Below are 23,376 nucleotides of genomic sequence, written 5' to 3'. Positions count from 1 at the left end.
TACGGCTGTTAAAGCCCCAACTGGGCCTGTACCGCCGCGCCAATGATCCGTGCACCTTCCGGAAAACCGCCCGGATTCGGGCCGGCGTAGTTGAGCCGGATGTATGGCCCTTCCGGTTCCGCAGGGAACCACTCCGTGCCCGAAGCGATGAGCACCCCGGCCGCTTCGCAATCCTTGGTGAGCTGATCGACGTCGAACCCGTCCGGCATCCGCAACCACAAGTTCAAACCGCCTTTTGGCAAGTGGCTGAGATGTGCTTGCGGAACATGCTCGCGGAGACTGGTGACCAGCAGATCTCGCCGCGACTGCAGCTGATGGCTGAGGCCGCGCAGGTGCGTGTGCCAACCCGGCTGCGTGACGACGTCGAGCGCTGCTGCCTGAAGCAGGCCGCTGACGTACATCGACTCGGCGGCCTGCGCCCCCATGATGCGTTCGCGTGCCGGACCCCGCGCTATGACGGCTGCGATACGGATGGACGGCGAGACGCTCTTGGTCAGCGAGCGAATGTAGACCACATGCCCGGAATCGTCTTTGGCGGCGAGCGGGACCGACGGCGCGGTGATGCCGAAGTCGTGCGCCCAGTCGTCCTCCACAAGGAAAGCTCCGTGCCGCTGGACTATCCGGAGCACCCCTTCCCCCCGATCAGCCGACCACTGCGCTCCCGTGGGATTGGCGAAGTTGGGCTGCGCGTAGAACAGCCGCGCGCCTGATTCCTCGAAAGCCCGGTCCAGTTCTTCCGGGTCGGGACCATCCGGGCCGCTCGGGACAGGTATTACATTGACGCCCGCCTGGCCCGCCGCCAGCAGCGCACCCCAGTAGCTGGGCGACTCCACCAACAGCGGTTGGCCGTGCCCCACCAGACCTCGGAAAATCGAGCTGAGTCCACTCTGGCTACCGGGAAGAACGACGACGTCGCTTGGCTGGGGCGGCGTGACGCCCACCGGCGTTGAGGTACTGAGTTCCTGCGCGAACCAGGTCTGGAGTTCGGGAAGTCCTTGCGCCGGCGGCCGGGACAGGGCAGCGTCTCCCCTTGCGGCCCGTGCGAGGGCGGCGCGGACGAGTCTTTCGGGGAGGAGTTCGCGGTCCGGGTATCCGGAATGGAATGCGATGACGTCGTTCGTAGCGCTCCGCATGGCGCCAGAGGTCAGTGGTCGCGCGACTTGGGCTGCCCGCAAGGCTGCTGTTTGCCAGCCGTAATCAGAGGGCCTGGCCGTGCGGTAAGCCCGGACGAAAGTTCCAACGCCGGGCCGACTCTCAATCAGGCCCTGTGCCGTGAGTGTCCTGAGTGCCTTCTGAACCGTGACGGGGCTGGCCTGGTACTCAGCGACGAGTTGGCGCGTAGATGGCAGTTTGGCTCCCGGCGCAGCCCCTGCGATCCATTCTTTTACTCGCGAGACGATTCGGGAACTGCTATCGTTGTTCATGAGTCCTAATAGTAGCGCTACTACACTTTTGCGGCCAGTGGTATCCACCAAGACATCGACTGGTATCTGGTGGGGCCTCCTTGGCGTCGTCGCTTTCTCCTTCACTGTTCCACTGACACGGGTGGCTGTGGAGGGAATGTCGCCCCTGTTTATCGGCGCTGGCCGTGCAGTTGTTGCCGCCATCCTCGCGACCCTTGCCCTCGCGCTGACTCGACAACGGTTGCCGCGCGGCCGGCAATGGATTCGCCTTGCCGTGGTGGCCGGGGGAATCGTGGCCGGATTCCCGCTGCTGACCACGTTCGCGTTGACCAGTACTTCCGCCAGTCACGGAGCTGTGGTCATCGCGCTACTGCCCGCAGCCACAGCGACTGTAGCGGTGATCAGGGGACGGGAACATCCTCGTCCATTGTTCTGGGTACTGACAGTGGTGGGCGTGATCGCCGCGGTGGTATTCGCTTTGGTTCAGTCCGGCGGATTTGGTGCGCTTCACTGGGCGGACCTTCTGCTGCTGGGTGCCGTGGTGGCTGCCGCCATCGGTTACGCAGAGGGCGGGCTGCTGGCCCGGGAACTCGGTGCATGGCAGACCATTTCCTGGGCGCTAGTGGTGGCCGCGCCAGTGATGATCCTGCTAACGGTGGTATCGCTGGGCTTTGGCGCACCTTCTGCCACTCCCGTCCAGTGGTTGTCCTTCGCGTACTTGGGAGTGGTGAGCATGTTCCTTGGCTTCTTCGCCTGGTACCGGGGCCTGGCCATCGGACCCATGGCGCAGGTCAGCCAGATCCAGCTTGTCCAACCGGTCATGAGCATCGCCTGGGCCGGGCTGCTGTTAGGTGAGTCGATGACCTGGACCACCGTGGTGGGCGGCCTCGCGGTGATCCTGTGCGCCGGCGCTGCCGTTCGCGTCAGGCTCAGGAAGTAGGAACCCGTGTGCCCGTTGCGACTCGGCGAGCGCAACCGATGTGCAACGGGTGCGGACCTCGTAGAATCGGCGCATGCGTGAGGTTCCGGTGGGATCAATCCACCATCTTGAGATCTGGGTGCCGTTCCTTGACCGGGCAAGGGAAGAGTGGGGCTGGCTGCTGGGTGAGCTGGGTTATGAGCCATTCCAGGAGTGGCCCACGGGGTGCAGCTGGAAGCTTGACGGCACGTATGTGGTGGTGGAGCAGACTGATGCAACCACCGCTACAACCCACCGACGCACTGATCCCGGGGTCAACCACATAGCCTTCCACGCCGGGACCCGGGAGAACGTGGACAGGATCCGGGCACTCGGGGCGGATGCCGGCTGGTACGAGATGTTTGAGTCGAAGTATCCGCACGCCGGCGGCCCGGACCACTATGCGGCATACCTGCTCAACACGGACAGCTATGAGGTCGAGTTGGTGGCAGGCTAATCCGGCCGGCTGGGTTACTTGGGCGGAACTGCCGGGCGCCACATGGCTACGCGGGGCCAGCGGGTCAGGCCCAACTCAGCCTCGTGCTCCATGAGGCGGGTCAGCTCCGGACCCCAGCTGCCGGCGTCGAGCACTTCGAAGCCGAGGCGGCGATAGTACGGGGCGTTCCACGGAACGTCCCGGAACGTGCTCAGGGTTTGCCGCTGCATCCCGTGTCCGCGCGTCCATACGCGCGCGGCATGCAGGAGCTCACGGCCCAGGCCTTGGTGTGCTTGATCCGGATGGACGCTGACCTGCTCCACGTGACCGTTGCCGTCAACGATGTCCGCCAACAGGTACGCCACCGGGTAGTCGAGCCCATCGACGGAAACCCAGGCGCGCCCGGCCGTGGCATAACTGTTCAGCTCATCAATGGACGGGGGCTCGTCGTCCGCGATGGACTCCATTCCCAGAGCCCGGAAAGCCTCGCCCGCGGCACGCTCGATGTCCTGCAGAATCAGCAGGTCGTCCGCGTGCGCGAGCCTGATCATTGCCGCGAATCCAGGGCAGGAGGGGTTGGGGCCACCAGGAACGCGTTGCGCTTCTCAATCAGGTTCTGCAGGTATCGGGCCAGAATCAGCTTCTCCACCAAACGGCCCAGCGGGCCGAACGGTGCAGCGAATTCCACGGTATCCACCATGAGGGTCCCGCTGCCGTCCGGCCGGAACTCATGCGTGTGGCGGAGGTACTTGAAAGGGCCCTTCACCTGTTCATCGGAGAACGACGACGGCGCCTCCATCCGCGTAATGCGACTGGTCATGCGGAACCGGACTCCGAGGTGCCATCCCTGCCAGGTGACAGTCTCACCTTCCGAAATGAGCCCAGTGGTGACGCCGCCGATTGCCTTCTCTCGGCTCTGCGTCATGGACCCTACGTGGGCATCGATGTTGCGGGAAAGATCAAATAGCTCCTGCGGTGGCATGCTGGAGCGGGTGCGGCAGACGAAAGCGACGGGCATACCTTGATCTTCCCAGAACTTCCCCCGTCCGCGCGCCCAAGTCCGCTACGGGTTGTGACCGGGCTAATGGCGGCCTGGGCCGCGATGATGCTAATTTCCAGAGACAAGCCCTGACCGATTGGTGGTGTTCCCGCATGCCCGCACTCATCTCGCATGCCCGTGAACTCCACCGGATGGGTCCTGCCAACAACGACCACCTCTCGGCTGTACGGGTGGCCTTGAGCGTCGCAGTGCCTGGCTTGTTCCTCATTCTCATCGGCCGCCCGGACCTGATGATGTACGCCGTATTCGGTGCACTAACCGGCATGTACGGCCGCAACGAAACGCATCAGCTCAGACTCAAACACCAGGCCCAGGCCGCCCTGTTCCTGGTTGGCGGACTCACCATCGGGGTGTTTCTCTCCGTCAACCACATCCAGTCCTGGTGGTTGGTACTCGTGGCAACCTTCTTTGCCGGCGCCGGTTCCCTCTATGCGGACGCCGTACGCCTCCGGCCCATAGGACCGTTCTTCGGCATCCTCGCCTTGGGCGCCTGCGCCTCCGTCCCAACCAACGTGCCATTCACGACGGCGGTACTCATCGGCGTCGCGTCCGCCGCCTTTTCCTTGGCGGTGGGTTTCAGCGGCTGGTTCCGGCGACGCACGTGGGTGTCCGGGGCAGGCCGCGATGTTCCCGTCCTTCGCGGCCCGCAGCGCCAGGCCGCGTTGGTCCATGCTGCACGCTATTCGCTCGCGGTCGGCGTGGCCGGGGCCATCGGGGTGCTGAGCGGCAGCGGCCACCCACATTGGGCCATGGCCGCCGCGGCCGTGCCCCTCGCAGGAGCCGACCTCCCAAGCCGCGTCCACCGAGGTATCCACCGCATCGTGGGGACGTTCCTCGGGTTGGGGATAGTCGCCGTCGTGCTTTTCCCCAGTCCGCTATCGCCGCTTCAGTACTTTCCGGGCCAAACCGCAGTGGTGCTCGCTGTGCTGGTGGTTTTGTGCCAGTTCCCCACCGAGCTTTTCATGGCACGGCATTACGGGTGGGCCATGGTGTTCTTCACACCGGTGATCCTGTTGATCGCCCAACTCGCGGCTCCGATGGACCCAGGCGTGCTGGTCATGGAGCGTGCCATCGAGACATTTGTGGGGGCCGTTGTTGGGATCGCGGTGGCTGTGCTGGTGCGGGCACCGCGGGGCCGGGTCAGTTTGTAACTGTTTCAGTTCGTAACGACGAGGATGTTCGGGTGGATTTTCGTCAAGCCGCTCGACTCAAGCTCCTTGGTGTCATAGCCGTCGGAGACCAGAACAGCAGATTTTTGGTCGGGACCACTGATTCTCAGCATCTCTCCCTGGATGGAATCACTGCAGCCGCTATGCGAGAAGTATGGTTCCGCAGCTTCTACGATCAAGCAGGACGGGCGGCCCTGTTTGCCCTGCCCCAAGTAGTACTTCTTCCCGTTCGATTCGGCGACCAACAGCACCTTTTCCAGTTCGAATTGCTCGAGTTTCAGGCCCGTCGGCGGAGTGTCGGTCTCCGTCGCCTCTCGCTCCAGCGCCTTGAAGCCCGTGTTGCTCGTTCCGGTGCAGCCGCTCAGTAGTAGTCCGCTTACGACCGTGGCCATAATGAATGCCAAGGATTTGTTCCTCACGGCGCTGCCCCCTCAGGCTCGAATGAACTGTCGTAGTAACCCGGACCTCAGATTTACGGCTCGAGCGGACGCCGGGGTGGGCCCGAGGTGAGCTTCGCCGGCAGGATACGTGCAAAGAAACTGACCACTTTGTACCGTCGCGTAGGGATGGAGACACCCTTGCCCTTGGCGTTGGCCTCCAGCCCCTCGCGCACTACACGTTCGGCTGTGAGCCACAAGAACCGGGGAGCAACGGTTTTGTCCATGCCCATACGGTCGTGGAATTCGGTGTGGGTGAAACCTGGGCAAACAGCGGTGACCTGCACTCCGGATTTCGCGTAGGTGATGTTGGCCCACCGACTGAATGTCACTTGCCATGCTTTGGCGGCGGAGTACGTACCCCTGTTGGCGAACGCTGCCACGCTGGCGACGTTGATGATCCGCCCCTTGCCGCGTGCCAGCATGACTTCAAGTGCAGCGTGGCTCAATTCCATGGGTGTCTGGACGTGGAGCCTCAGGTGGCGACGTTCCTCGTCCAAGTCATTCCGTTCGAACGACTTCAACAGCCCGATGCCCGCGTTGTTGACCAGGACATCCACAGGCCGCGCAGCGTCCCGCAAGCGGTCAGCGACTGCCGAGACGCCGACGTCGGTGGTTAAGTCCGCGGGAAGGACCTCCGCCGAGATACTGAAGTCGCGCTCAAGTTCCTCGGCCTTCTCTTTGAGGCGCTCTTCATCGCGGGCTACCAGGACAAGGTGGTGTCCGGCTTCGGCAAGCTGGCGGGCGAATTCTGCACCGAGCCCGGCGGTGGCACCGGTAACCAAGGCAGTGAGTTCGTTGGCTCGAGTGGTCATGCGCCTAGACTAGCCCCTCCCCTTTTCCCCGCGCCGAGATGGCACCGAATGACCATGTCCACGGCTGGGACCGTCATCAAATGCCACCTCGGCGCTAAGGAGTGTGCCGGTTGTCTACGCGTACTGGGTGATGTGCAGGCTGTTGAGCGTGGTTGAACCGCCTACCGAGTAAAGGGAGACGTCGTTGCTGGTCAAGGACGGAAAGACTAGTTCCGTCATGGTGACTTGGCCGCCTTGAGCAAATACCTCCACTGAACAGCGGTCCACGAAGAGGGTGAGTTGGTACTGACCCTCCACCAACCGGATGGGGGCGGTGTCGATGGACGCGAAGGCTTCATGGAAGTCTGTATGCCCCGATTCGCGGCGGTCGACGACCAGGGCCCCCTCGGCAGGCCGAATACCAATGCGGGTTCCTTGCGAACCCCCGCCTCGGACAACGACCCCGAATTCTTCGGCTGCTCCTGGCGTCCAGGAAATGTCAATGCGTTGGACCGTTCCAGCCGCACCGTCAAGAATCGTGGTGCCCGCCGGGATGGTGGTTTCAGGGAGGTTGAAGTTTGAGACCGAGGCACTTACGGCAGCCCAGTCCCCCACCGGCTGCTGCACCAGGTGCGTCTCGCCGCCGATTGTTTGGAGTGTCAGTTCCCGGACCAGTGACATGGGGCTTCGCCATGATGCCGTGGGGAGTTCGTTGACGTATTGCCAGTTGTTCATCCACGCGATCATCAGGCGTCGGCCCTCTGGTGCATCGCTGAAGGAGACGGCTGCGTAGTAGTCCCGGCCCCAGTCCAGCCACTGGTACTCGCCCAGCCGGTCAGGGTCTTGAAGGCCTTCAGTCACTGTCGTGGCTGAGGTGAACGTGGCGCCGTCGAAGTCACCTACGAAGTATTGTCCGGCCGAGCCGCCGTTTGGACCGCCCGGGTTCAGGTTGACGGTGAGCACCCATTTGACGTTTTCGGGGTCGCCGTCGATGGGCAGGGGGAACAGGTCCGGGCATTCCCAGATCCCTCCTGTCGCGTTCGCAGGACCGAAGGTGCTCAGATACTCCCAGTTCCTGAGATCCCGGGACTTGTAGAGGAGGACTTGGAAGTCCTGCGCTTCAACGGCCACCATGACCCAGTAGCTGCCGGTGTCACCCTCGTAGCGGAACACTTTAGGGTCGCGGAAATCAGCTGAACGGCGGTCCAGAACGGGATTCTCCGCGTATTTGCTCCAGGTGTATCCACCGTCGAGGCTGTAGGCCAGTGACTGTGCCTGAATTCCTTCGAGCATGGACCCGGGTTTGTAGGCGCTTGTGTAGATGGCTACCAGGGGTGCTGTTCCGTCCTTGCCGAAGCCGCTGGTGTTCTGCCTGTCGAAGACGATGCTGCCGGAGAAGATGTCTTCGTTCTCGTCACAGACGATGGCGACGGGATGGTCAGTCCAGCTCACGAGGTCGGTGGACGTAGCGTGGCCCCAGGACAGATTGGCGTGCTCGCTGCCGAACGGGTTGTTCTGGTAATAGAGGTGGTAGGCGCCGTCATGGAAGATGAGGCCGTTGGGGTCGTTGAGCCAGGTGCCTCCGGTGCTGTAATGAAGGGCGGGCCGGAAGATGTCGGTTGTCGTGGCGGCGGCGGCAGTCATGAAAGTGAGTCTCTTTCTTCGCAGGTGATTTCTGCAGTTCTCGTGGGAGTCCCGCAGACGGAAGAGCGGTCAAGGTGGAACCAGCGCGCTGGGCGCCGGTTCCACCTTGGGTGTTGGCAGTTAGGAGTTCTTCTTGAAGCGGTCGTAGGCCGCCTGGTAGACCTCGATCATCTTGTCGACTCCCACGTTCTTGAGCTGGGTGACGTAACCGTCCCATTCCTGCTCGATGCCGCCGGAGACGATCCACTTGGCGGTGTTTTGCTTGACCAGCGAGGTGACGTCGGTCTGGACGGTGCTGATCTGCTGGAGCTCTTCGTTGGACAGTGCCACGGGCGGGTAGCCGTCGTTACCTGCGAAGGGCTTGTAGTTTTCAGTGACCGTCTTTTGGCGGGCCGCGGCGCGTGGTTCGGGCGCGACGACGGACGTGAAGTTCTCGGCGGTGTTTGCCTTCGGTCCGCCCGGGGCGACCTTTTGGCGGCGTTCGCCTTCGCTGGTTCCGGCCGGCGCCGGGATTTGGGTCAGGATGCCACTGGCGTCCTTCTGGAGGGTCTCACCAATGGGTCCCCAGTTGGCTTGGGCGGACTGGATGGGATCGTACAGGTTGTCGGCCCAGCGCATGGTGGCTGTTGGGTATTTGTTGGCCCGGGTGATGGCGAATGCGCCGCGTGCGATTTCCTGGTTGTTGGACTGGCTGGCGATTCGCTTGCCGTCGACGCCCTCAAGGACGGGCACCAAGGCGTAGTCGCCGGCGCGGTCCGCTCCAACCATTTCAGGAATTTCCCACCAGACAAATGAGCCGAGGTTTTCCGTGGCGGCCTTGCCCTTGGCCAAGTAGGCTTTGTCGTCCTGGGAGAAGGACTCCGGGTCAATCAGGCCTTCCTTGTACCACTCGTGCAGGGTTTGGATCGCCTTCTTGTAGCCATCTTGGGTGGCTGTGAAAATGACCTTGTCATCCTGGACGATGCGATGGTCCAGGTTGTCCGGCACTCCGCCGAGGGCCGCAATCAGGTCCACGATGTCGCCGCACCATGAGCCAGGCATGAAGCTCAGGGGAATGGTCTTGCCTGTACCTGAGGCGTCCTGGGCTTTGAAAGCCACCAAGGCATCGTGAAACTCATCGATGGTCTTGGGCATGGGGATGTTGAGCTTCTTGAGCCAGGAGGTGTTGATGGCCAGTTCATTGGGGAACTGCACCAGGCCGAGCTCTTCCACGGACGGCAGGGAGTAGATGTGTCCGTCCGAAGAGGTGATCGCTGCCTTGATGTCCGCGCGCTCGGAGAGGAGTTTGGACAGGTTCGGCGCGTTTTTCTCGATCAGTCCTTCCAACGGGATCAATGTGCCGCTGGCGGAGTAGGTGGCGATTTCGGCGTCCGTCAGGCCTGTGTTGAAGAACGCGTCCGGTAGGTCGCCACTGGCCAGGATCAGGTTCTTCTTTTCCTGGAAGACCGTCTCGGGCAGGTTTTCCCACTCGACGTGGATGTTGGTGGCCTTTTCCCATTCCTTGACGACCGTCATGGTGTTGTAGTCGGGGGCCAGGGCTGCCTTCGTTCCTGAGAACTTCAAGGTCAGCTGCTTGCTGACAATGGGGAAGCCTTTTTCCTGAAAGCCGAAGTCTGCGGAGGCATCTTTGATCTCCGTGGTGCCCGAGTTGGAGCCGGAGCAGGCGGTGAACGTCAACGTTCCGGCCAGCACGGCGCCAAGGACGGCGAGTTTGCGGCTGATTGCCATGGTCATTCCTGTTCTGAGGTGTTTTGGATGAAGTCCGGGGCCGAATGCCTTGGACCGTTTCTTAGATGTGAGCGATTATTTGACGGCGCCGATCATGGCGCCCTTGGTGAAGTGCTTCTGCATGAATGGCAGGGCAATCATGAGTGGCAGGCTCGAGACGACGATCATGGCGTACTTGGTGAGCTCTGCGATCCTTTGCGCTGCCGCATAGGATTCGATGTCCCCGCCGGTTGTTCCGGTGGAGGAGACGTCTGACTGGATCAGGATGTTCCGCAGCACGAGCTGCAGCGGATACTTGGTGTCGTCGTTGAGGAAGATCAGCGCATCGAAGAACGAGTTCCAATGGGCCACCACGTGCACCATGATCATCAGCATGATCAATGGCTTGGATAGTGGCAGGACCATGTTGAAGAAGAACTTGAAGTCCGTTGCCCCGTCCATCTGGGCAGCCTCGCGCAGTTCGTTCGGGATGGTGTGCTCAAAGAATGACCTTGCGATGATCAGGTTCCAGACGCCCACGGCTCCCGGCAGGACCACTGCCCAAATGGTGTCCAGCATTCCCAGGTCCCGGACCACCAGATACTTGGTGATGAGTCCGCCGTCGAAGAACATGGTGATCACGAACAGGAGCATCAGGATCTTTCGACCAGGCATGTCCTTCCTGGACAGCGCGTAAGCCCCGCACAGGATGGTGGTAACGCTGATGGCGGTTCCCAGCACGGTGTACAGGAGGGTGTTGCCGAGGCCGTTCCAGATCCTGCTGTCAGCGAAGATCCGTTCGTAACCTTCAGTGGTAACTCCGGAAGGGAACAGCCAGACTTTCCCCTCATAGACGGCATTGGGGTCGCTGATGGAGGCGATAACAATGAAGTAGAGCGGGTAGACCACGGCAAGGATGGACAACAGCAGCACTGCCGTCGCGCCAACGTTGAAGACGCGATCGCCGTATTTGTCGCGCAGCGTCTGCTTGCGGTGCCCCGGGTTGGGAGCAGGGTTGGCCTGGTGGATGGTTGAGGGTTCGGTTGTCAGGGACATTTCGGCATCACCACAGGGTCGCTTGGTTGGCCCGGCGCGCGATCGTGTTGAAGACGAGCAACAGCGCAAGGTTAAGGAGGGAATTGAACAGGCCAATGGCGGCCGAGTAGCTGAACTGCGCTTGCTGCAAACCAGCGTGGTAGACGTAGGTCTGGATGATCTCTGATGTGGACAGGTTCAATGGTGTTTGCATCAGCAGCGCCTTTTCGAAGCCCACGTTCAGCAGGTTGCCGATAGCCAGGATGAAAAGGATGGTCACCACCGGCATGATGCCCGGCAGGTCGATGTGGCGGATGCGCTGGAGCTTTGACGCGCCATCCACCTTCGCGGCGTCGTGAAGTGCGGGGTCGATAGCGGCCAAAGCTGCGAGGTAAACGATCATGGAGAACCCCGCGTTCTGCCAGACATCCGAGATGACGTACACCGGCCGGAACCACTCAGCCGAGCCCATGAAGAAGATCGGCTCGCCGCCGGTGAGTTGGATGGCGTTGTTCACCAGCCCTGACCGCGGCGACAGGATCACGAACATGATTCCCACCACCACAACCGTGGAAATGAAGGCCGGTGAGTAGAGCACCGTTTGGGTGAACTTTTTGAACCTCTCGCTCTGGAGCTGGTTGACCAGCAGAGCCAGAATGATGGGGATCGGAAAGGCCACCAGAAGGCCCAGAACCGCAATCCAGAGAGTGTTTCCCACCACCTGGCCGAACTGGTAAGAGTTCACGAACCGGACGAAGTGGTCCAGCCCCACCCAGGGGCTGTCCGTGAAGCCATCCACCGGGTTGTAATTCTTGAAAGCAATCTGCACGCCATACATCGGCCAGTATTTGAAAACCAGGATGTACACAAGAGCAGGTGCTAGTAATACGTATAACTGCCAGGCCCGAAAAATGCGGCGGAGGCGGAGCGAAGCAGAAATTTTTCGTTGCGGAACTTGCGGCACCGGTGCCGCAGACGGACGCCCGCGTTTCGCCGGCATAGTGCGGCTCATGGCATCTCCTTAGGGTGTGTAACTGACTTTCGTTCAACAAGGGGGCATTCCATGAGCTCCACCCGACCGTCGGGTTCGGCGCCTTGGAGGATGAGTTCAACGGCGCGCCTACCCATGGCAACAAAGGGCAGCTCAAAGGTTGTCAGCCCCGGACGAAGATGGGGCGCAACGATGGCCTGGTTATCGAAACCCACAATCGACACGTCGTGGGGAATTGAAAGCCGAAGATCAGCCACTGCCTGATAGGCGCCCCACGCTGTGCGGTCGTTGGCGCAGAAGATTGCCGTAGGTCGCTTTGGGGCGGTCATCAGCTCCATTGCATACTTGTAGCCGTCGTCCTCGCCACCCCGGCCGAAGCGCACCAAGGCCGGATCTACGTCCAATCCACTTTCTTCAAGAGCGCCCCTGAAGCCCTCGTAGCGACCCACTGCGGCGGGGAGGCCGCTTTCGAGCAATTCGATGTTGATCATCCCAATACGGGTATGCCCGGCATCGATCAAGTGACGTGTAGCTGAATAGCCGCCGCTCACCTCATTGGGCGCCACGCTGGGAAGCTGACCGTCCCGGTCTTGGGAATTCAGCACCACCGAGGGGACACCGGCCAGGGCTTTGGGCACCTCCAGCAGCCGGTGGTACATGGAGCCATAAACGATGCCTGCCACATTGTAGGAAAGCATGGCATCCAGGGAGGCGGCTTCAAGTTCCTTGTCCCCGCCGGTATTCATGGTGACCAGGAGGAGCCCATCCTCCCAAGCGCGCTCTTGCGCGCCTTCGATGATCGCCCCGGCAAACGGGGAGGTCGCCACGGAGTCGCCGATGAAACCAACCATGCCGGCAAGTCCATCGCGAAGCATCTTTGCGTGGGCATTCGTGCGGTAACCAAGTTGCGCGACGGCATCTTTGACCTTGCGTCGGGTCTCGTCGGAAAACCGCGACCCGCCCGCCGAGTTCAGCACCAGGGAGACAGTGGCTTGCGAAACACCGGCAGCAGCAGCAACGTCGTGCATGGTCGGCTTGGAATGCGGCTTCGACTTAGCCATGGGGCACCTCCTTGGGCCGTTCCAACATACGGGTTATTCGTATTAGTTATTCGTATAACGCGCCTAAATGTATCCCGCGTCACGTTGGAGTGTCAAGGGTTAGGAAGCACCCGCTCTGCCGAGGTGACAGTTAAGACCCATGTCTGCGAGCAGGATTGGTATTAACTGCCACCTCGGCGGAACCGATTAGGCGAACTTGGCCAAGGGGTTCGCCAAGCGGCCCGCCATCTGGAGCCCGCCGGAGGGATCAGAGATGTCGAGCATTTGCTGGTTGTTCCGGAGCTGCAGGCGGTTGAGGCAGGAAAGCTCGAAGTCCGGGGCAAAGAGATCGTGCATGGCGAACTGGTCTGCAAGCTCCGGGTGGCGCTGCTGGTATTCCCGCAACACTGCGGCCGCGGTTCCCCAGAATTCGTCCTCGCGCAGCGTCCCGTCCTCTACAAGGATCGCTCCGAGGAAGCGGAAGATGCAGTCGAACACGTCCGTGAAGATGGCCAGGACCATTTCCTCGGCAGGGATCTCAGCCTTGACGCGGGAGACCTCCTCCGGGAGTTCCAGCCGGTCCCCCATGACCACGATTTCCTCGGCGATGTCCTTCATGATCGCCCGGACGGGCACGCCGTTTTCGAGGATAAGGATGACGTTTTCGCCGTGGGGCATGAAGGCGAGCTCGTACTCGTAGAGGCAGTGGACCAGCGGCACAAGGTAGGCCTCGAAGTAGCGGCGAAGCCACTCGGTGGGCGCCAGGCCGGACCGGGAAATCAGGGCAGAAACCACGGAGATTCCGGACGAATCCACGTGCAGCAATGACGCCATGGTGGCCAGCTGCTGCCCGTCCTTGAGCAACGGCAACGGACTTTCCCTCCACAGGGCCGAGAGCATCTTCCGGTAGGGGGACCCCTTGGCGGAAGCAGCCTCGTAATAGTGGTTGTGGTAGCCGATGGCCGCGGTTTCACGGATCATGGCCAGGCCCCGGTCCTGGAGCTCCCGGTCACTGCCGATCAATTCCTGCAACCAGTCGTTGATAGCTGGCGTGGCCTTCATGTACTGCGGAGACAAGCCACGCATGAATCCCATGTTCAGCACGGACATGGCCGTCTTCACGTACGCCTTCTCCGGGTGGTCCGTGTTGAAGAACGTACGGATGGACTGCTGCGCCTGATAGGAATCCTCGCCCGTACCAAGGTTGACGATGTGGCGCTGGGCGATTTCTGCCGCAAACGTCACTGTCAGCTTGTTGTCCCACTGCCACGGGTGGACCGGCATGAGGAGGTATTCCTCAGAATCCAGGCCGGACGCGGAAAGCTCCGCGTTGAACCAGGCAAGAGTTGCCGGCCCGAGTTCAGCCTCGAAGTGTGTCCTGTAATCCAGCCCTGCGCTGGAGGTGAACACTGCCTTGCTGCGGTGCACGGCGATCCACTGCAGCTTCACGGTGGCACCGGTTTCCGGCGCGAACGCGTGGTAGTCCGCAATCCCGAATCCAAGCCGGCCATTGTTGGCCACGAAACAAGGGTGGCCCTCGGTCATGCTGTGCTCAATGGCCTGGAAATCAGCGGCCCGGTCAGTCCCACCCGTGATGCCCGCGGCCAATTCGGCCGAGCTGAACGGCTTGCCCTGCTTGTACGCATGGCTCGCCAGCGTGCTGCTGATCTCCTCGAGGTACACGGGCAGCATTTCCTGGCGGATGGCCAGTGCCTCGTGGAATTCGGCAATGAAGTCCAGTGCGTCCACCGGAAGCTCCTGGCCATCCCGCAGCCGAACGATCGATTCTCCGGCTACAGACCAGTGTTCCAACTGCAGGATCCGGGCGCGGAAGCGGTACTCAGTGGCGTCGTCGTCGCTCACTACCTTGTAGAGCCCGACGCCGGCGCCCTCTTCCCGGATCAGCTCCGGGACCAGGATGCGCTCGTGAGAGAACTCGGCGATCGCCTTCCGGACGAGGTGTCGGTTGGCCTTCGCCCAGCGCTCCGAGGTCAGGTGGGACACGGAATCGACAGCCGCAGTGGTCACGGAATCGGCGGTGGTGGTCACAGGGATTCTCCTCTGGTGGCCGCGGCAGGAGCGGTCAAAATCAGGGTCAGGGTGGCGAGGAAATCCTCGCGCGTGCAGAAGCTCAGCAGCCCCTGCTTGTGGTCTTCGGCGGGGTCGACGGCGGGGAGGGTCACCACGCCGTGCGGCCGGAAGCCCACTTTTTCGTTCAGGACATGGATCTTGTGGTTGCGGGCGTCAGGTTCCACCACCACCCGCCGGGTTGCGGGGTCGGCGAACAGCTCGGCCATCACGGACTGCATGACGCTGGTGGTAAAACCAGGCTGGGGATTGCCGGCGGGCGGCGCCACCAGAAGGTGCATGCCGACGTCACCGCGTTGGACCTCGTAAACGTCCGCCAACGGCGATGACTCCGGTCGGTACCGCTCCATCAGGAAGGCGGGGACGCCGTCGTCGAGCCCCAGGAACGCTTGGTGATGGCCGGACTCGGCGATCCTCGAGTACTCCTCCACAACGTCCTGCTCGGTGGCCGAAACCATGCCCCAGAACCGCGCATATTCTTGGCTGACCCAGCTGTGGAGGAGGGGTGCGTCCGCCACGGGATCCACGGGCCGGAACGTGAAGCTCATACGGTGGCTCCAGCGGTTTCGGGGACGGCAGCAGTCACGGGAGCCGGAGCGCCGAACTGCTGGAACGCGATGCTGCGCTCGATCGGGTAGACCTCACGGCCGGTGATTTCACGCAGGATGCAGGAGTTGCGGTAGGCGGCCATGCCGAGGTCCGGGGTGACGAAGCCGTGCGTGTGCAGCTCAGCGTTCTGGACGAAGATTTCGCCGGGTTCAACGCCGGTTCCGTAATTGCGCTCGACGTCGAAGCGGCCCTTGGCGTCACGACGGATCCGATCCTGGATGCCTGCCAGGAAGGCGGGCTCCTTGTACGTGTAGCCGGTGGCGAGGACCACGGCTTCGGATTCCAGGGAGTAGCCCTGCCCGTGTTCCTCGTGGTGCAACCGGAGTGTATGGGTGCCCGTGGGGGCATCCCACTCTGCAGCGGTGAGGGAGGAGTGCGTGTGCAGTTGGGTGTCCACCATTCCGGAGAGGCTCTTGGTGTAAAGGAGATCGTAGATGTCGTCGATCAGGTCCGAGTTGATGCCCTTGTAAAGGTTCTTCTGGCTCTTGATCAGCGAATCACGCTGCTCGCCCGGGAGCGAGTGGAAGTAGTCAACGTACTCCGGCGAGGTCATCTCCAGGGTGAGCTTGGTGTACTCAAGCGGGAAAAAACGGCCCGAACGGGTGACCCAGTTGAGCTGGTAACCGTAGACATCGATTTCCTGCAGCAACTCGTAGTAAAGTTCCGCGGCACTCTGACCGCTGCCCACGATGGTGATGCTGCGCTTGGACTGCAGCTCACTCTTCCTCGACAGGTAATCGGCATTGTGGAGGACAAGTCCACCGGCGTCCACTATTCCTACACAGGAGTCCGGGACATACGGAGAAGTCCCGGTGCCCAGGACCAGCTTGCGGGCGCGAAGCACCTCAGCACCCTCCGGCCCCTGCACCGAAAGCCGGTACACACCGTCGTCGTAGGTCACATCCAGCACATCCGTGCTAAAACGCACGGACTCAAGCTGGCCGGCCACCCACTGGCAATACTGGTTGTACTCGGCACGCAGCGGGTAGAAGTTCTCGCGGATATAGAAACGGTACAAGCGCCCGGTCTGCTTCAGGAAGTTCAGGAACGAGAACGGCGACGTCGGGTCGGCGAGCGTTACGAGGTCCGCCATAAACGGGACCTGCAGGTGCGCCGGCTCCAACATCATGCCGGGGTGCCAGTCGAAGGACTCGCGGCGGTCCAGGAAAACGCAGTCGAGGTTTTCCACGGGCTCGCTCAGCGCGGCCAAGCCCAGGTTGAAAGGCCCGACGCCGATGCCTGCGACGTCGTAAATCTTGCCGTTGTCTTGGGTGCTCACGCTGCGGCCTCCGTGGTGTTCGCCAACAGGTTGTCGCCCGTCCGGCGGATAAGTTCGATGATTTCCTGGATGTCCCTCAGGCTCGCCTCGGCGTTGAGGAGGGTGAATTTGAGGTAGTGCCGGCCAGCCACTTTGGTGCCGGCAACAACGGCCTGGCCGGAAGCGAAGATCGCGGCGCGGATAGCCGGGTTGAGAACGTCTGCAGCATCTTCATCGAGGGCTGCGCCGTCAACCACTGGGCGGTAGCGGAAAACCAAGGTGCTCAGCTGGGGTGGGGCAGCGAGCTCGAACTCAGCGTCATCAGCCAGCAAGGTTCCCACCCGGGCGGCGAGGTCGATCGCTTCGTCAAAGAGTGCGCCGATGGCGTCGGCACCCATGATCCGGAGGGTCAGCCAAAGCTTCAGTGCATCGAAACGGCGGGTGGTCTGGATACTCTTATCCACCTGGTTGGGGATCTCTGCCTTTGCCGCGCTCTCCGGGTTCAGGTAGTCCGCGTAGTAGGTGACATGCCCCATCATGGAGCCGTTGCGGACCAGGACTGCGCTGGAGCTGACGGGCTGGAAAAAGGTCTTGTGGAAGTCCACTGTGACGGAATCCGCCAGGTGGATCCCGTCCAGGAGGTGGCGGTGCCTGCCGGAAACGATGAGCCCTCCACCGTAGGCGCCGTCCACGTGCAGCCATGAATCGTAGGCGCGAACCAACGCTGCCATTTCGGACAATGGGTCAACCGAACCGAAGTCCGTTGTCCCGGCGGTGGCCACAACCGCCATCGGCACCAACCCGGCGTCGTGAGCTTCCGCCAAAGCAGCCGCGAGGGCGGTGGGGTCCATGCGGTGGTCCTCGGTGGTGGGCACTGCGACGACGGCATCGAAGCCCAGGCCCAGCATTGAAGCGGACTTCTGGATGCTGAAGTGGCTGTCCACGGACGTGAAGATCCGGAGGCGGTCAAGCAGGTGCGGCAGGCGCGCGTCCCCATTCGCGGCCCGCAGCTTGGCTACGGCATGATTCCGGGCGATCAGCAAAGCCTGGAAGTTGGACTGGCTGCCACCGGACGTGAACACGCCATCGGCGTCTTCCGTGAAGCCGATGCGTTCCGCCGTCCAATCGATAAGGCGGCGCTCGATCATGGTGGCACCGGCGCTCTGGTCCCAGGTATCCATAGAGGAGTTCACCGCCGAGAGCACTGCTTCACCTACCAGGGCCGGAATGACAACCGGGCAGTTGAGGTGCGCCGCGTAGCGGGAATCGTGGAAGTAGATGGCGTCCTTGAGGTAGAGCTCATCGAGCTCTTCCAGCGCCGCAGCCGTGTCCGGAAGCGGGCGTTCAAGATCCACCGCACCAACCTTGGCCTTCAGCTCGGCATGCCCGACGCCGGTGAACGGCTGGGATGTCCGCTGAACTTTGGTTGAGACCGCATTGACCCCCTGGAGAACCTGGGCGACGTAACTGGGTGAATTTCGTGCGTTGAACAGCTGGTTTGTGGCAGCGAGGGCCAGTTCCACTTTGGAGCCAAAATCCTGCTCCTGAGCGATCCGCTCTTCGACACTAGGTGACGTCACGTCAGCTTCCTTCCATTGCGTTGGGGCGCTTGTTAGCAAGGTAAGCCTTACTTAGGTAATCCTTTCCGTCAAACTTTTGTGATGTATTTCGCTGAGAAGGCGGTTTCTCGTGCCTGCGCCGCGCGGATATACGTCATTGACTTTTGTTCGGGACCGCTCTGGGTGCAAAATATGGCACTCTTTTCGGCGACCGAAGGCTCGTTGGGCCGCGTGTACACGGCCTGCTGTCTTCCGGTCTCCAAGGGGTAGAGTGCTAGGACTATCCGCTGCCCACGGTTGGGGGACCACATGAAGGACCACGCCCACGAGCGAATCGGCTTCCGCGAAATCGACGAGCATGGCAACACCCAGCCCGCCGTTAGCCCCCACGTGCCGGAGACCGCGGGCCCGGAACGCAAGCGCGTCCAGCTCAATCCATTCATCATTGCCTTGTGGGCCCTGGACGCCGGCTTGGCATGGTTTGGACTATGGGCCCTTACGACGGCGGCCAGCGCGATAGTGAGCACTGCGCAAGCTCAGTCCGCCGAATCAGCCCAGACAGCCCAAATAAACTTCATTATGCTCTCCAACGCACCCTATGCAATCCTGGCTGCGTTGCTGATCACTGCCGCCTTGCTCTTGTGGCATGCAGTGCAATGGCAAAGAAAGCGGTCCCTGCTTCCCTAGCGAACCGGTTCAGGGAAGGGAACGGCAAGTTACTCGTTCTCGGGTTCGCCCACCGGCTTTTCCGCGGGCCAGTCGACGTCCTGCTCGTAGCCCTCGTGCTTCGTCAGGTACGCGGCGATGTACGGGCAATGCGGGATGATGCGCTTTCCGGAGGCCACCACGTCATCCAGCGCAAAGTGCGCCAGTACTTTTGCGAGGCCTTGGCCGTTGAACCCGGGTTTCGTTTCAGTGTGAATGAAATCTATATGACCGGGCTTGTCCATGAACTGGGAGATCACGGCCAGCTCACCGTCCACGTGCAGCTCATAGCGGTGAAATTTGTCGTTGCGCACCGTGGTGACGCCAGCTCGGAACGATTCTGCCAGTGAATCCGTGTACTCGGTCATGTTTCGAGATTGGCACGTAATTCCGGCTCTGGCAACGTGCGCCACCGGCCCCCGCGGAATTCAGCGCCTTCCTGCGTGGGCCGCGTCAGCACCGGCGTCGGAACCCTGCCAAGCAAGAGGACCGAAAGGGCAAAGCACGCCGCTCCCCCACCCAACAGGGCAAGGGTCAATCCGTTGAAGGCGGCGTCCGCCAGCGGGACCAAAACCACGACGGCGGCGGTCACCACAGCGGTACGTGACGGTCCCCGCGCATGGCTGGCCGCCGTCGGCCGGTTCTCCAAACGACCAAAAAGCCACACCACCGGGAGCAGCAGCGTAAGCACCGCGGAGAAGACCGGAATCCGCGCCCACCACCACTCTGCAGTCCCTGCGAATGGCTGGGGCACATCGGTGAGCAACAGCAACCCGGACATGCCCACCAGCAGTGGAAGGTGCCACAGATAGACGGTCATGGAACGCCGCCCCGTTACAGCTATGACCACTTGGACCCATCGGAGGTCCGCGATCCACCGAATGCCCTTGTGGAGCAGTTGAAGCGTCGCCACCTGGGAAATGCCCAAGAGAAGCAGGCAAAAATTGGGCGGATTCAGGTTTACCACCATGTTCCCCGGATACACGGCCACGCCGGTCACCAATCCCAGCAGAAGGTTGCTGGAAACCACGGCACCAAGAAGCCAGCTGCGACTACGTTTCTCGAAGAAGCCGTCGGCCATGAGGAATCCCAGTTGCTGGACAGCGCACCACACGAAGATCATGTTCGCGAACGCCACGACGGGGACAGCGCCGCGGAGGGAATCCACCGCGATGATCAGTGCCACAAGCACAGCGAAAGTCAGCAGGGGCACGCGTTCGTGAAGCCGGGCCATGAGCGGGATGCTGAGTTGGGCCGTGAGGTAGGCCGCCAGGAACCACAGGGGCATCGCGGCCCCGGCAGTCATCAACTGGATGACTGCCGGGTGGACACCAAGCAGCAGCGCGACCCATAGCCCTCCCCACATGACGGCCAGCACAGCCATGGCCGGGCGGACCAGTCGCAGGAGCCGTAACTGGGCGAAGTCGAACCCGTTGCCGCCGTGCGCTTTCAGGCGCCGCCACGATTGCAGCCCGGTCACGCCGCCCAGGACGAAGAACAGGGGCACAATCATGAGCCCCCATGCCACAGGGGTGAACCAGCTTTGCTCCATGAGCACGTTCAGGGTAGTGACAGTGCCATCCTTGTGCAGGACAGGGCTGACCATCATGCAGTGTGCCGCGACGACCAGGAGCAGGCAGGTGAAGCGGACAAGGTCGATCGCCGGGTCTCGTTGCACAGCCCTTTCCTGGCTGGCGGGAGGATGCGCGTCCATCTCCATGGTTCTCCCTACAATGGCACGCGCCTGCGTGCTGACTCCATTGTCCGCCCGCGCGGCCAATGGAGCCATAAGGCTGGCCCCGCGGCGGACTACACAGGCGCCTTTTGCAGCAGGCGTTTCAATTGCTCCGCGTCCATGGCCGCAGCACAGGCCGCCGCGGCCATGCCGAACGATCCGTCGAGAACAGCCTGGTCAGCTCCTGCTGAGGCGCCGAATGCGGCGAACTCGGCTGTGTGGTGGGCGGCGCCCCGGACGTCGTAACCCACAACCGGGTGGATGGAGGGCACCAGTTGCGAAACGTTGCCCATGTCCGTGGAGGCCACAGGATCGGCGTTGAAAGCAACGTCCCTTCCCATGGCTTTCATCGCTTCCTGGTAGGCCTTGGACAGATACGGATCCTGGCGCAGTTCCGCATAATCGTTGCCCTTTGGGGTCATTTTTATCGTGCACCCGCTCGCGTGGGCACCGGCTTCCAGGCAACGCCGGATCTTGTCCTGAATCAGGCGCAGCTGGTCAATGCTTGGAGCCCGCATTTCGACGCTCGCCCGCGCACGCTCGGGAATAACGTTGACAGCACTGCCGCCCTCGGTGACGATCAGCGACACGATCGATCCGGGCGGCAGCTGCTGCCTTGCCAAAGCAATAGCCATTTGCGCGATGACCAGAGCGTCCAACGCGTTGACGCCCTCCGACGGTGCCGCTGCTGCATGGGCCGGGCGCCCTTCGAAGAGCACGTCCCACATCGACATCGCCAACGACGAGCCACCCACCACATCAGCGGCGCCGGCGTGGACCATCATGGCCAGCGAGACGTCGTCGAAGAAGCCTGCCTCTATCAGGTCCACTTTGCCTCCAGTGGTCTCTTCCGCCGGTGTGCCGAGAACCTTGACGGTGATGTCCAGCTGCTCTGCGACGGCGGTCAATGCCAGTGCGGCCCCCACTGCGCTGGCTGCGTTGACGTTGTGTCCACAGGCGTGCCCGATGTCCGGCAAGGCGTCGTATTCAACGCAGAGTGCCACCACGAGTTGGCCGGAACCGAAACGCGCACTGAAAGCGGTGGGCTGCTCCGGTTGTGTTTCATCAAACGTGAACCCGGCTTTGCGGAGCACCCCTTGAACGCGTTTGACGGCACGGAATTCCTGGCCGCCAAGCTCCGGGTCGGCGTGGATGGCGTGGCTAAGGTCCAGAATGTCCGGTTTCCAGCGCTGGACTTCGCTGTCCAGCGTGGCGTGGACGTCGCCCTGGGAGGAAAGCACGACGACGGACCCTCGGCCCCCGGTGCCCAGTCCGGCGGTCATGCCGTCACCTCGGCGGCCTGCCGCTTCGGGTACCGGGCACTGGCCGCGGCGGCTATCAGCGCAGCAACTGCCAAGGCACTCCAGATGGTCAACAATCCGGTTTCGGTGATACGTCCGGAGTCAACCGAGGCAGAGGACAAGAGCTTGACCACTGCCGCTCCCACAGCGATGCCCACTGACAATGCCAGCTCGTTAAGCCCTGCGGCCGTCGATGTTTCCTCCATGGCAACGCCCTCGACCGAAAGGGAGCGGGTGCCCGCCTGGTACATCCCCAGGCTCAGGTTGAACATGGCGAAGCCGATGCAATATCCGGTAAGGGAGCCGTGCGCGAGCATCATGACCAGGAAGCCGCCTGCCAGCAGAACGCCTGCAAAGACCAGGGTGGCCCGCTCGCCGAAACGTCGCAAGGCCCGTGCTGTCAGGAGCGATGACACCAAGGAAAGTACGGACGCCAGGGCAAGGACAATCGCGATCATCAGCGGGCTGAGGGCGAAGCCGTACCCCGTCTTGTCAGGGTTGGAGTGCAGGAAGATGCCGTTGGTACCGAAGTAGCTGATCGAAGCGAAGCCGAAGAAGAACGTTGCCACGGAGATGGCGCGGATCCGCGGATTAGCCAGCATGCGCAGGTCCATGAACCGCTGTCCTGCGGCACCGCTGTAGTCGCGCCTGGCCCAGAAGGCCAGTAGGGCAAGCCCCAACAAGCCGGCCGCGAGGGTGCGGGCGTCCAGCCAGCCCCATTCCGGCGCCATCGACAACGCCACAACAAAGCCGATGAGACCCAGCGAGCATGCCAGCAGAGGTGACAGGGCGATGCCCTCACGCGTCGGCACCCCGGCGTCGGGCAATAAGAAGGAACACACGAAAGCGACCACCGCGAACGGAACCGCCACCCAGAAACCGAGCGTCGGATCGGTGACGCCAACGATGCCGGCGAGCAAGCCACCGGCGCCCACCATGATCATGAGCATGCCGATCATGACGCTGACACCCGTGCGCGTGTGGGCGGGGCTGGTCACGCGGAGAATTCCCATCATGAGCGGGATGAACCCCACCACGCAGGTCAGCATGACGACGCCGATGGTCACCGTCCACAGCGATGGCCACAGCGTCATTTGCAAGACGCCGACCGTCACCACACCCGTGGACCACCGGAGTACAAGGCGATACCCGTAGCTGTCGCCGAGCCTCGAAATGATGGGCGTCAGGACGGCGAAACTCACGTTGGAGATCAGGAAAATGCCGTTGATGGTGGGATCGTCGATCTCGAAGACCGGTCCCAGTGCGGGCAGGATGGGGTTCAGATACCCCTGCGTTACTCCGCTAAGTGATTCGATGAGCGCCATTGCCAGGATCATGCCTGCGATGGTCCTGCGCGTAATGGCCGCTGCCGCAGGTGGTGCTGTCTTGCTTGCCATGAGCTTCCTTGAGTCCGGGGCGGATTCGCCAGTGGTGATGCGAGTCACAA

The 23,376-nt window shown here is 62.1% G+C and carries 22 protein-coding genes; 4 read left to right on the top strand and 18 right to left on the bottom strand.

The genetic code is table 11. From position 1 onward, the window contains the following. Positions 1-8: 8 nt before the first annotated feature. Positions 9-1,424 carry a PLP-dependent aminotransferase family protein gene (locus KCX59_RS01635; RefSeq protein WP_179017547.1) on the bottom strand — a complete coding sequence of 472 codons (1,416 nt, stop codon included), beginning with the start codon at positions 1,422-1,424 and terminating at the stop codon, positions 9-11. Between KCX59_RS01635 and KCX59_RS01630 the strand changes: the two genes are divergently transcribed. Continuing rightward, positions 1,423-2,343, top strand: a complete 921-nt coding sequence (locus KCX59_RS01630; RefSeq protein WP_179017546.1) for a DMT family transporter — start codon at positions 1,423-1,425, stop codon at positions 2,341-2,343. The two genes, KCX59_RS01635 and KCX59_RS01630, sit on opposite strands and share 2 nt — an antisense overlap. 73 nt (positions 2,344-2,416) lie before the next feature. Then, positions 2,417-2,818 (top strand): VOC family protein, encoded by a 402-nt coding sequence (locus KCX59_RS01625; protein ID WP_178992925.1) that lies wholly within the window; start codon positions 2,417-2,419, stop codon positions 2,816-2,818. 14 nt (positions 2,819-2,832) lie between these two features. Here the strand turns inward: KCX59_RS01625 and KCX59_RS01620 are convergent, their stop codons facing one another. Both KCX59_RS01620 and KCX59_RS01615 read right to left on the bottom strand, forming a co-directional pair. Beyond that, positions 2,833-3,348, bottom strand: coding sequence for a GNAT family N-acetyltransferase (locus KCX59_RS01620; RefSeq protein WP_179017545.1), 516 nt, complete (start codon positions 3,346-3,348; stop codon positions 2,833-2,835). Further along, on the bottom strand, positions 3,345-3,815 hold the full coding sequence (locus tag KCX59_RS01615; protein ID WP_179017544.1) for an SRPBCC family protein: 471 nt from the start codon (positions 3,813-3,815) through the stop codon (positions 3,345-3,347). The genes KCX59_RS01620 and KCX59_RS01615 overlap by 4 nt, the downstream gene beginning before the upstream one ends. Before the next feature lie 134 nt (positions 3,816-3,949). On the opposite strand from KCX59_RS01615, the gene KCX59_RS01610 reads away from it, so the two are divergent. Further along, positions 3,950-5,008, top strand: coding sequence for an FUSC family protein (locus KCX59_RS01610; RefSeq protein WP_256871424.1), 1,059 nt, complete (start codon positions 3,950-3,952; stop codon positions 5,006-5,008). A 5-nt stretch (positions 5,009-5,013) separates the two neighbouring features. Here the strand turns inward: KCX59_RS01610 and KCX59_RS01605 are convergent, their stop codons facing one another. From KCX59_RS01605 to KCX59_RS01555, 11 genes are all read right to left on the bottom strand, one after another. After that, positions 5,014-5,430 carry a hypothetical protein gene (locus KCX59_RS01605; RefSeq protein ID WP_256871423.1) on the bottom strand — a complete coding sequence of 139 codons (417 nt, stop codon included), beginning with the start codon at positions 5,428-5,430 and terminating at the stop codon, positions 5,014-5,016. Positions 5,431-5,498: 68 nt separating this feature from the next. Then, positions 5,499-6,278 (bottom strand): SDR family NAD(P)-dependent oxidoreductase, encoded by a 780-nt coding sequence (locus KCX59_RS01600; RefSeq protein ID WP_179017542.1) that lies wholly within the window; start codon positions 6,276-6,278, stop codon positions 5,499-5,501. A 114-nt stretch (positions 6,279-6,392) separates the two neighbouring features. Next, positions 6,393-7,901 carry a glycoside hydrolase family 32 protein gene (locus tag KCX59_RS01595; protein WP_179017541.1) on the bottom strand — a complete coding sequence of 503 codons (1,509 nt, stop codon included), beginning with the start codon at positions 7,899-7,901 and terminating at the stop codon, positions 6,393-6,395. A gap of 120 nt (positions 7,902-8,021) precedes the next feature. Next, positions 8,022-9,629 carry an ABC transporter substrate-binding protein gene (locus tag KCX59_RS01590; RefSeq protein WP_179017540.1) on the bottom strand — a complete coding sequence of 536 codons (1,608 nt, stop codon included), beginning with the start codon at positions 9,627-9,629 and terminating at the stop codon, positions 8,022-8,024. Between the two features lie 75 nt (positions 9,630-9,704). Next, a complete protein-coding gene (locus tag KCX59_RS01585; protein WP_179017539.1) occupies positions 9,705-10,664 on the bottom strand; it encodes a carbohydrate ABC transporter permease in 960 nt (319 codons plus the stop codon). A gap of 7 nt (positions 10,665-10,671) precedes the next feature. Continuing rightward, on the bottom strand, positions 10,672-11,481 hold the full coding sequence (locus tag KCX59_RS01580; RefSeq protein ID WP_218649216.1) for an ABC transporter permease: 810 nt from the start codon (positions 11,479-11,481) through the stop codon (positions 10,672-10,674). 170 nt (positions 11,482-11,651) lie between these two features. Continuing rightward, positions 11,652-12,695, bottom strand: a complete 1,044-nt coding sequence (locus tag KCX59_RS01575) for a LacI family DNA-binding transcriptional regulator (protein WP_256870470.1) — start codon at positions 12,693-12,695, stop codon at positions 11,652-11,654. A 186-nt stretch (positions 12,696-12,881) separates the two neighbouring features. Further along, positions 12,882-14,723, bottom strand: a complete 1,842-nt coding sequence (locus tag KCX59_RS01570) for an IucA/IucC family protein (RefSeq protein ID WP_179017538.1) — start codon at positions 14,721-14,723, stop codon at positions 12,882-12,884. After that, on the bottom strand, positions 14,720-15,310 hold the full coding sequence (locus KCX59_RS01565; protein ID WP_179017537.1) for a GNAT family N-acetyltransferase: 591 nt from the start codon (positions 15,308-15,310) through the stop codon (positions 14,720-14,722). Before KCX59_RS01565 ends, KCX59_RS01570 begins: the two co-directional genes overlap by 4 nt. Next, positions 15,307-16,650: a lysine N(6)-hydroxylase/L-ornithine N(5)-oxygenase family protein gene (locus KCX59_RS01560; protein ID WP_179017536.1), complete on the bottom strand. Its 1,344-nt coding sequence runs from the start codon at positions 16,648-16,650 to the stop codon at positions 15,307-15,309. Before KCX59_RS01560 ends, KCX59_RS01565 begins: the two co-directional genes overlap by 4 nt. Beyond that, positions 16,647-18,209, bottom strand: coding sequence for a pyridoxal phosphate-dependent decarboxylase family protein (locus KCX59_RS01555; protein ID WP_370629185.1), 1,563 nt, complete (start codon positions 18,207-18,209; stop codon positions 16,647-16,649). The genes KCX59_RS01560 and KCX59_RS01555 overlap by 4 nt, the downstream gene beginning before the upstream one ends. Positions 18,210-18,497: 288 nt before the next feature. Between KCX59_RS01555 and KCX59_RS01550 the strand changes: the two genes are divergently transcribed. Further along, on the top strand, positions 18,498-18,875 hold the full coding sequence (locus KCX59_RS01550; RefSeq protein WP_179017535.1) for a hypothetical protein: 378 nt from the start codon (positions 18,498-18,500) through the stop codon (positions 18,873-18,875). A gap of 29 nt (positions 18,876-18,904) precedes the next feature. On the opposite strand, the gene KCX59_RS01545 is transcribed toward KCX59_RS01550, so the two are convergent. The 4 genes from KCX59_RS01545 to KCX59_RS01530 form a co-directional block, all read right to left on the bottom strand. Further along, positions 18,905-19,261, bottom strand: coding sequence for a GNAT family N-acetyltransferase (locus KCX59_RS01545; protein WP_091464660.1), 357 nt, complete (start codon positions 19,259-19,261; stop codon positions 18,905-18,907). Next, positions 19,258-20,613, bottom strand: coding sequence for an acyltransferase family protein (locus tag KCX59_RS01540; RefSeq protein ID WP_179017534.1), 1,356 nt, complete (start codon positions 20,611-20,613; stop codon positions 19,258-19,260). Before KCX59_RS01540 ends, KCX59_RS01545 begins: the two co-directional genes overlap by 4 nt. 89 nt (positions 20,614-20,702) lie before the next feature. Next, on the bottom strand, positions 20,703-21,911 hold the full coding sequence (locus KCX59_RS01535) for a M20 family metallopeptidase (RefSeq protein ID WP_179017533.1): 1,209 nt from the start codon (positions 21,909-21,911) through the stop codon (positions 20,703-20,705). Continuing rightward, on the bottom strand, positions 21,908-23,326 hold the full coding sequence (locus KCX59_RS01530; RefSeq protein ID WP_179017532.1) for an MFS transporter: 1,419 nt from the start codon (positions 23,324-23,326) through the stop codon (positions 21,908-21,910). Before KCX59_RS01530 ends, KCX59_RS01535 begins: the two co-directional genes overlap by 4 nt. Positions 23,327-23,376: the final 50 nt, after the last annotated feature.

The sequence above is a fragment of the Paenarthrobacter nitroguajacolicus genome, from assembly GCF_051027655.1.
Classification (GTDB): domain Bacteria; phylum Actinomycetota; class Actinomycetes; order Actinomycetales; family Micrococcaceae; genus Arthrobacter; species Arthrobacter nitroguajacolicus.
Note: the sequence above shows the minus strand (reverse complement) of the source record. Positions and strands in the feature narration are given on the sequence as shown.

Coding starts and splice junctions, on each gene's coding strand:
- KCX59_RS01550 (WP_179017535.1), top strand. CDS start 18,498: ATGAAGGACCACGCCCACGAGCGAATCGGCTTCCGCGAAATCGACGAG.
- KCX59_RS01565 (WP_179017537.1), bottom strand. CDS start 15,310: ATGAGCTTCACGTTCCGGCCCGTGGATCCCGTGGCGGACGCACCCCTC.
- KCX59_RS01600 (WP_179017542.1), bottom strand. CDS start 6,278: ATGACCACTCGAGCCAACGAACTCACTGCCTTGGTTACCGGTGCCACC.
- KCX59_RS01590 (WP_179017540.1), bottom strand. CDS start 9,629: ATGGCAATCAGCCGCAAACTCGCCGTCCTTGGCGCCGTGCTGGCCGGA.
- KCX59_RS01575 (WP_256870470.1), bottom strand. CDS start 12,695: ATGGCTAAGTCGAAGCCGCATTCCAAGCCGACCATGCACGACGTTGCT.
- KCX59_RS01585 (WP_179017539.1), bottom strand. CDS start 10,664: ATGTCCCTGACAACCGAACCCTCAACCATCCACCAGGCCAACCCTGCT.
- KCX59_RS01635 (WP_179017547.1), bottom strand. CDS start 1,424: ATGAACAACGATAGCAGTTCCCGAATCGTCTCGCGAGTAAAAGAATGG.
- KCX59_RS01630 (WP_179017546.1), top strand. CDS start 1,423: ATGAGTCCTAATAGTAGCGCTACTACACTTTTGCGGCCAGTGGTATCC.
- KCX59_RS01545 (WP_091464660.1), bottom strand. CDS start 19,261: ATGACCGAGTACACGGATTCACTGGCAGAATCGTTCCGAGCTGGCGTC.
- KCX59_RS01615 (WP_179017544.1), bottom strand. CDS start 3,815: ATGCCCGTCGCTTTCGTCTGCCGCACCCGCTCCAGCATGCCACCGCAG.
- KCX59_RS01580 (WP_218649216.1), bottom strand. CDS start 11,481: ATGTATGGCGTGCAGATTGCTTTCAAGAATTACAACCCGGTGGATGGC.
- KCX59_RS01540 (WP_179017534.1), bottom strand. CDS start 20,613: ATGGAGATGGACGCGCATCCTCCCGCCAGCCAGGAAAGGGCTGTGCAA.
- KCX59_RS01530 (WP_179017532.1), bottom strand. CDS start 23,326: ATGGCAAGCAAGACAGCACCACCTGCGGCAGCGGCCATTACGCGCAGG.
- KCX59_RS01610 (WP_256871424.1), top strand. CDS start 3,950: ATGCCCGCACTCATCTCGCATGCCCGTGAACTCCACCGGATGGGTCCT.
- KCX59_RS01595 (WP_179017541.1), bottom strand. CDS start 7,901: ATGACTGCCGCCGCCGCCACGACAACCGACATCTTCCGGCCCGCCCTT.
- KCX59_RS01620 (WP_179017545.1), bottom strand. CDS start 3,348: ATGATCAGGCTCGCGCACGCGGACGACCTGCTGATTCTGCAGGACATC.
- KCX59_RS01535 (WP_179017533.1), bottom strand. CDS start 21,911: ATGACCGCCGGACTGGGCACCGGGGGCCGAGGGTCCGTCGTCGTGCTT.
- KCX59_RS01625 (WP_178992925.1), top strand. CDS start 2,417: ATGCGTGAGGTTCCGGTGGGATCAATCCACCATCTTGAGATCTGGGTG.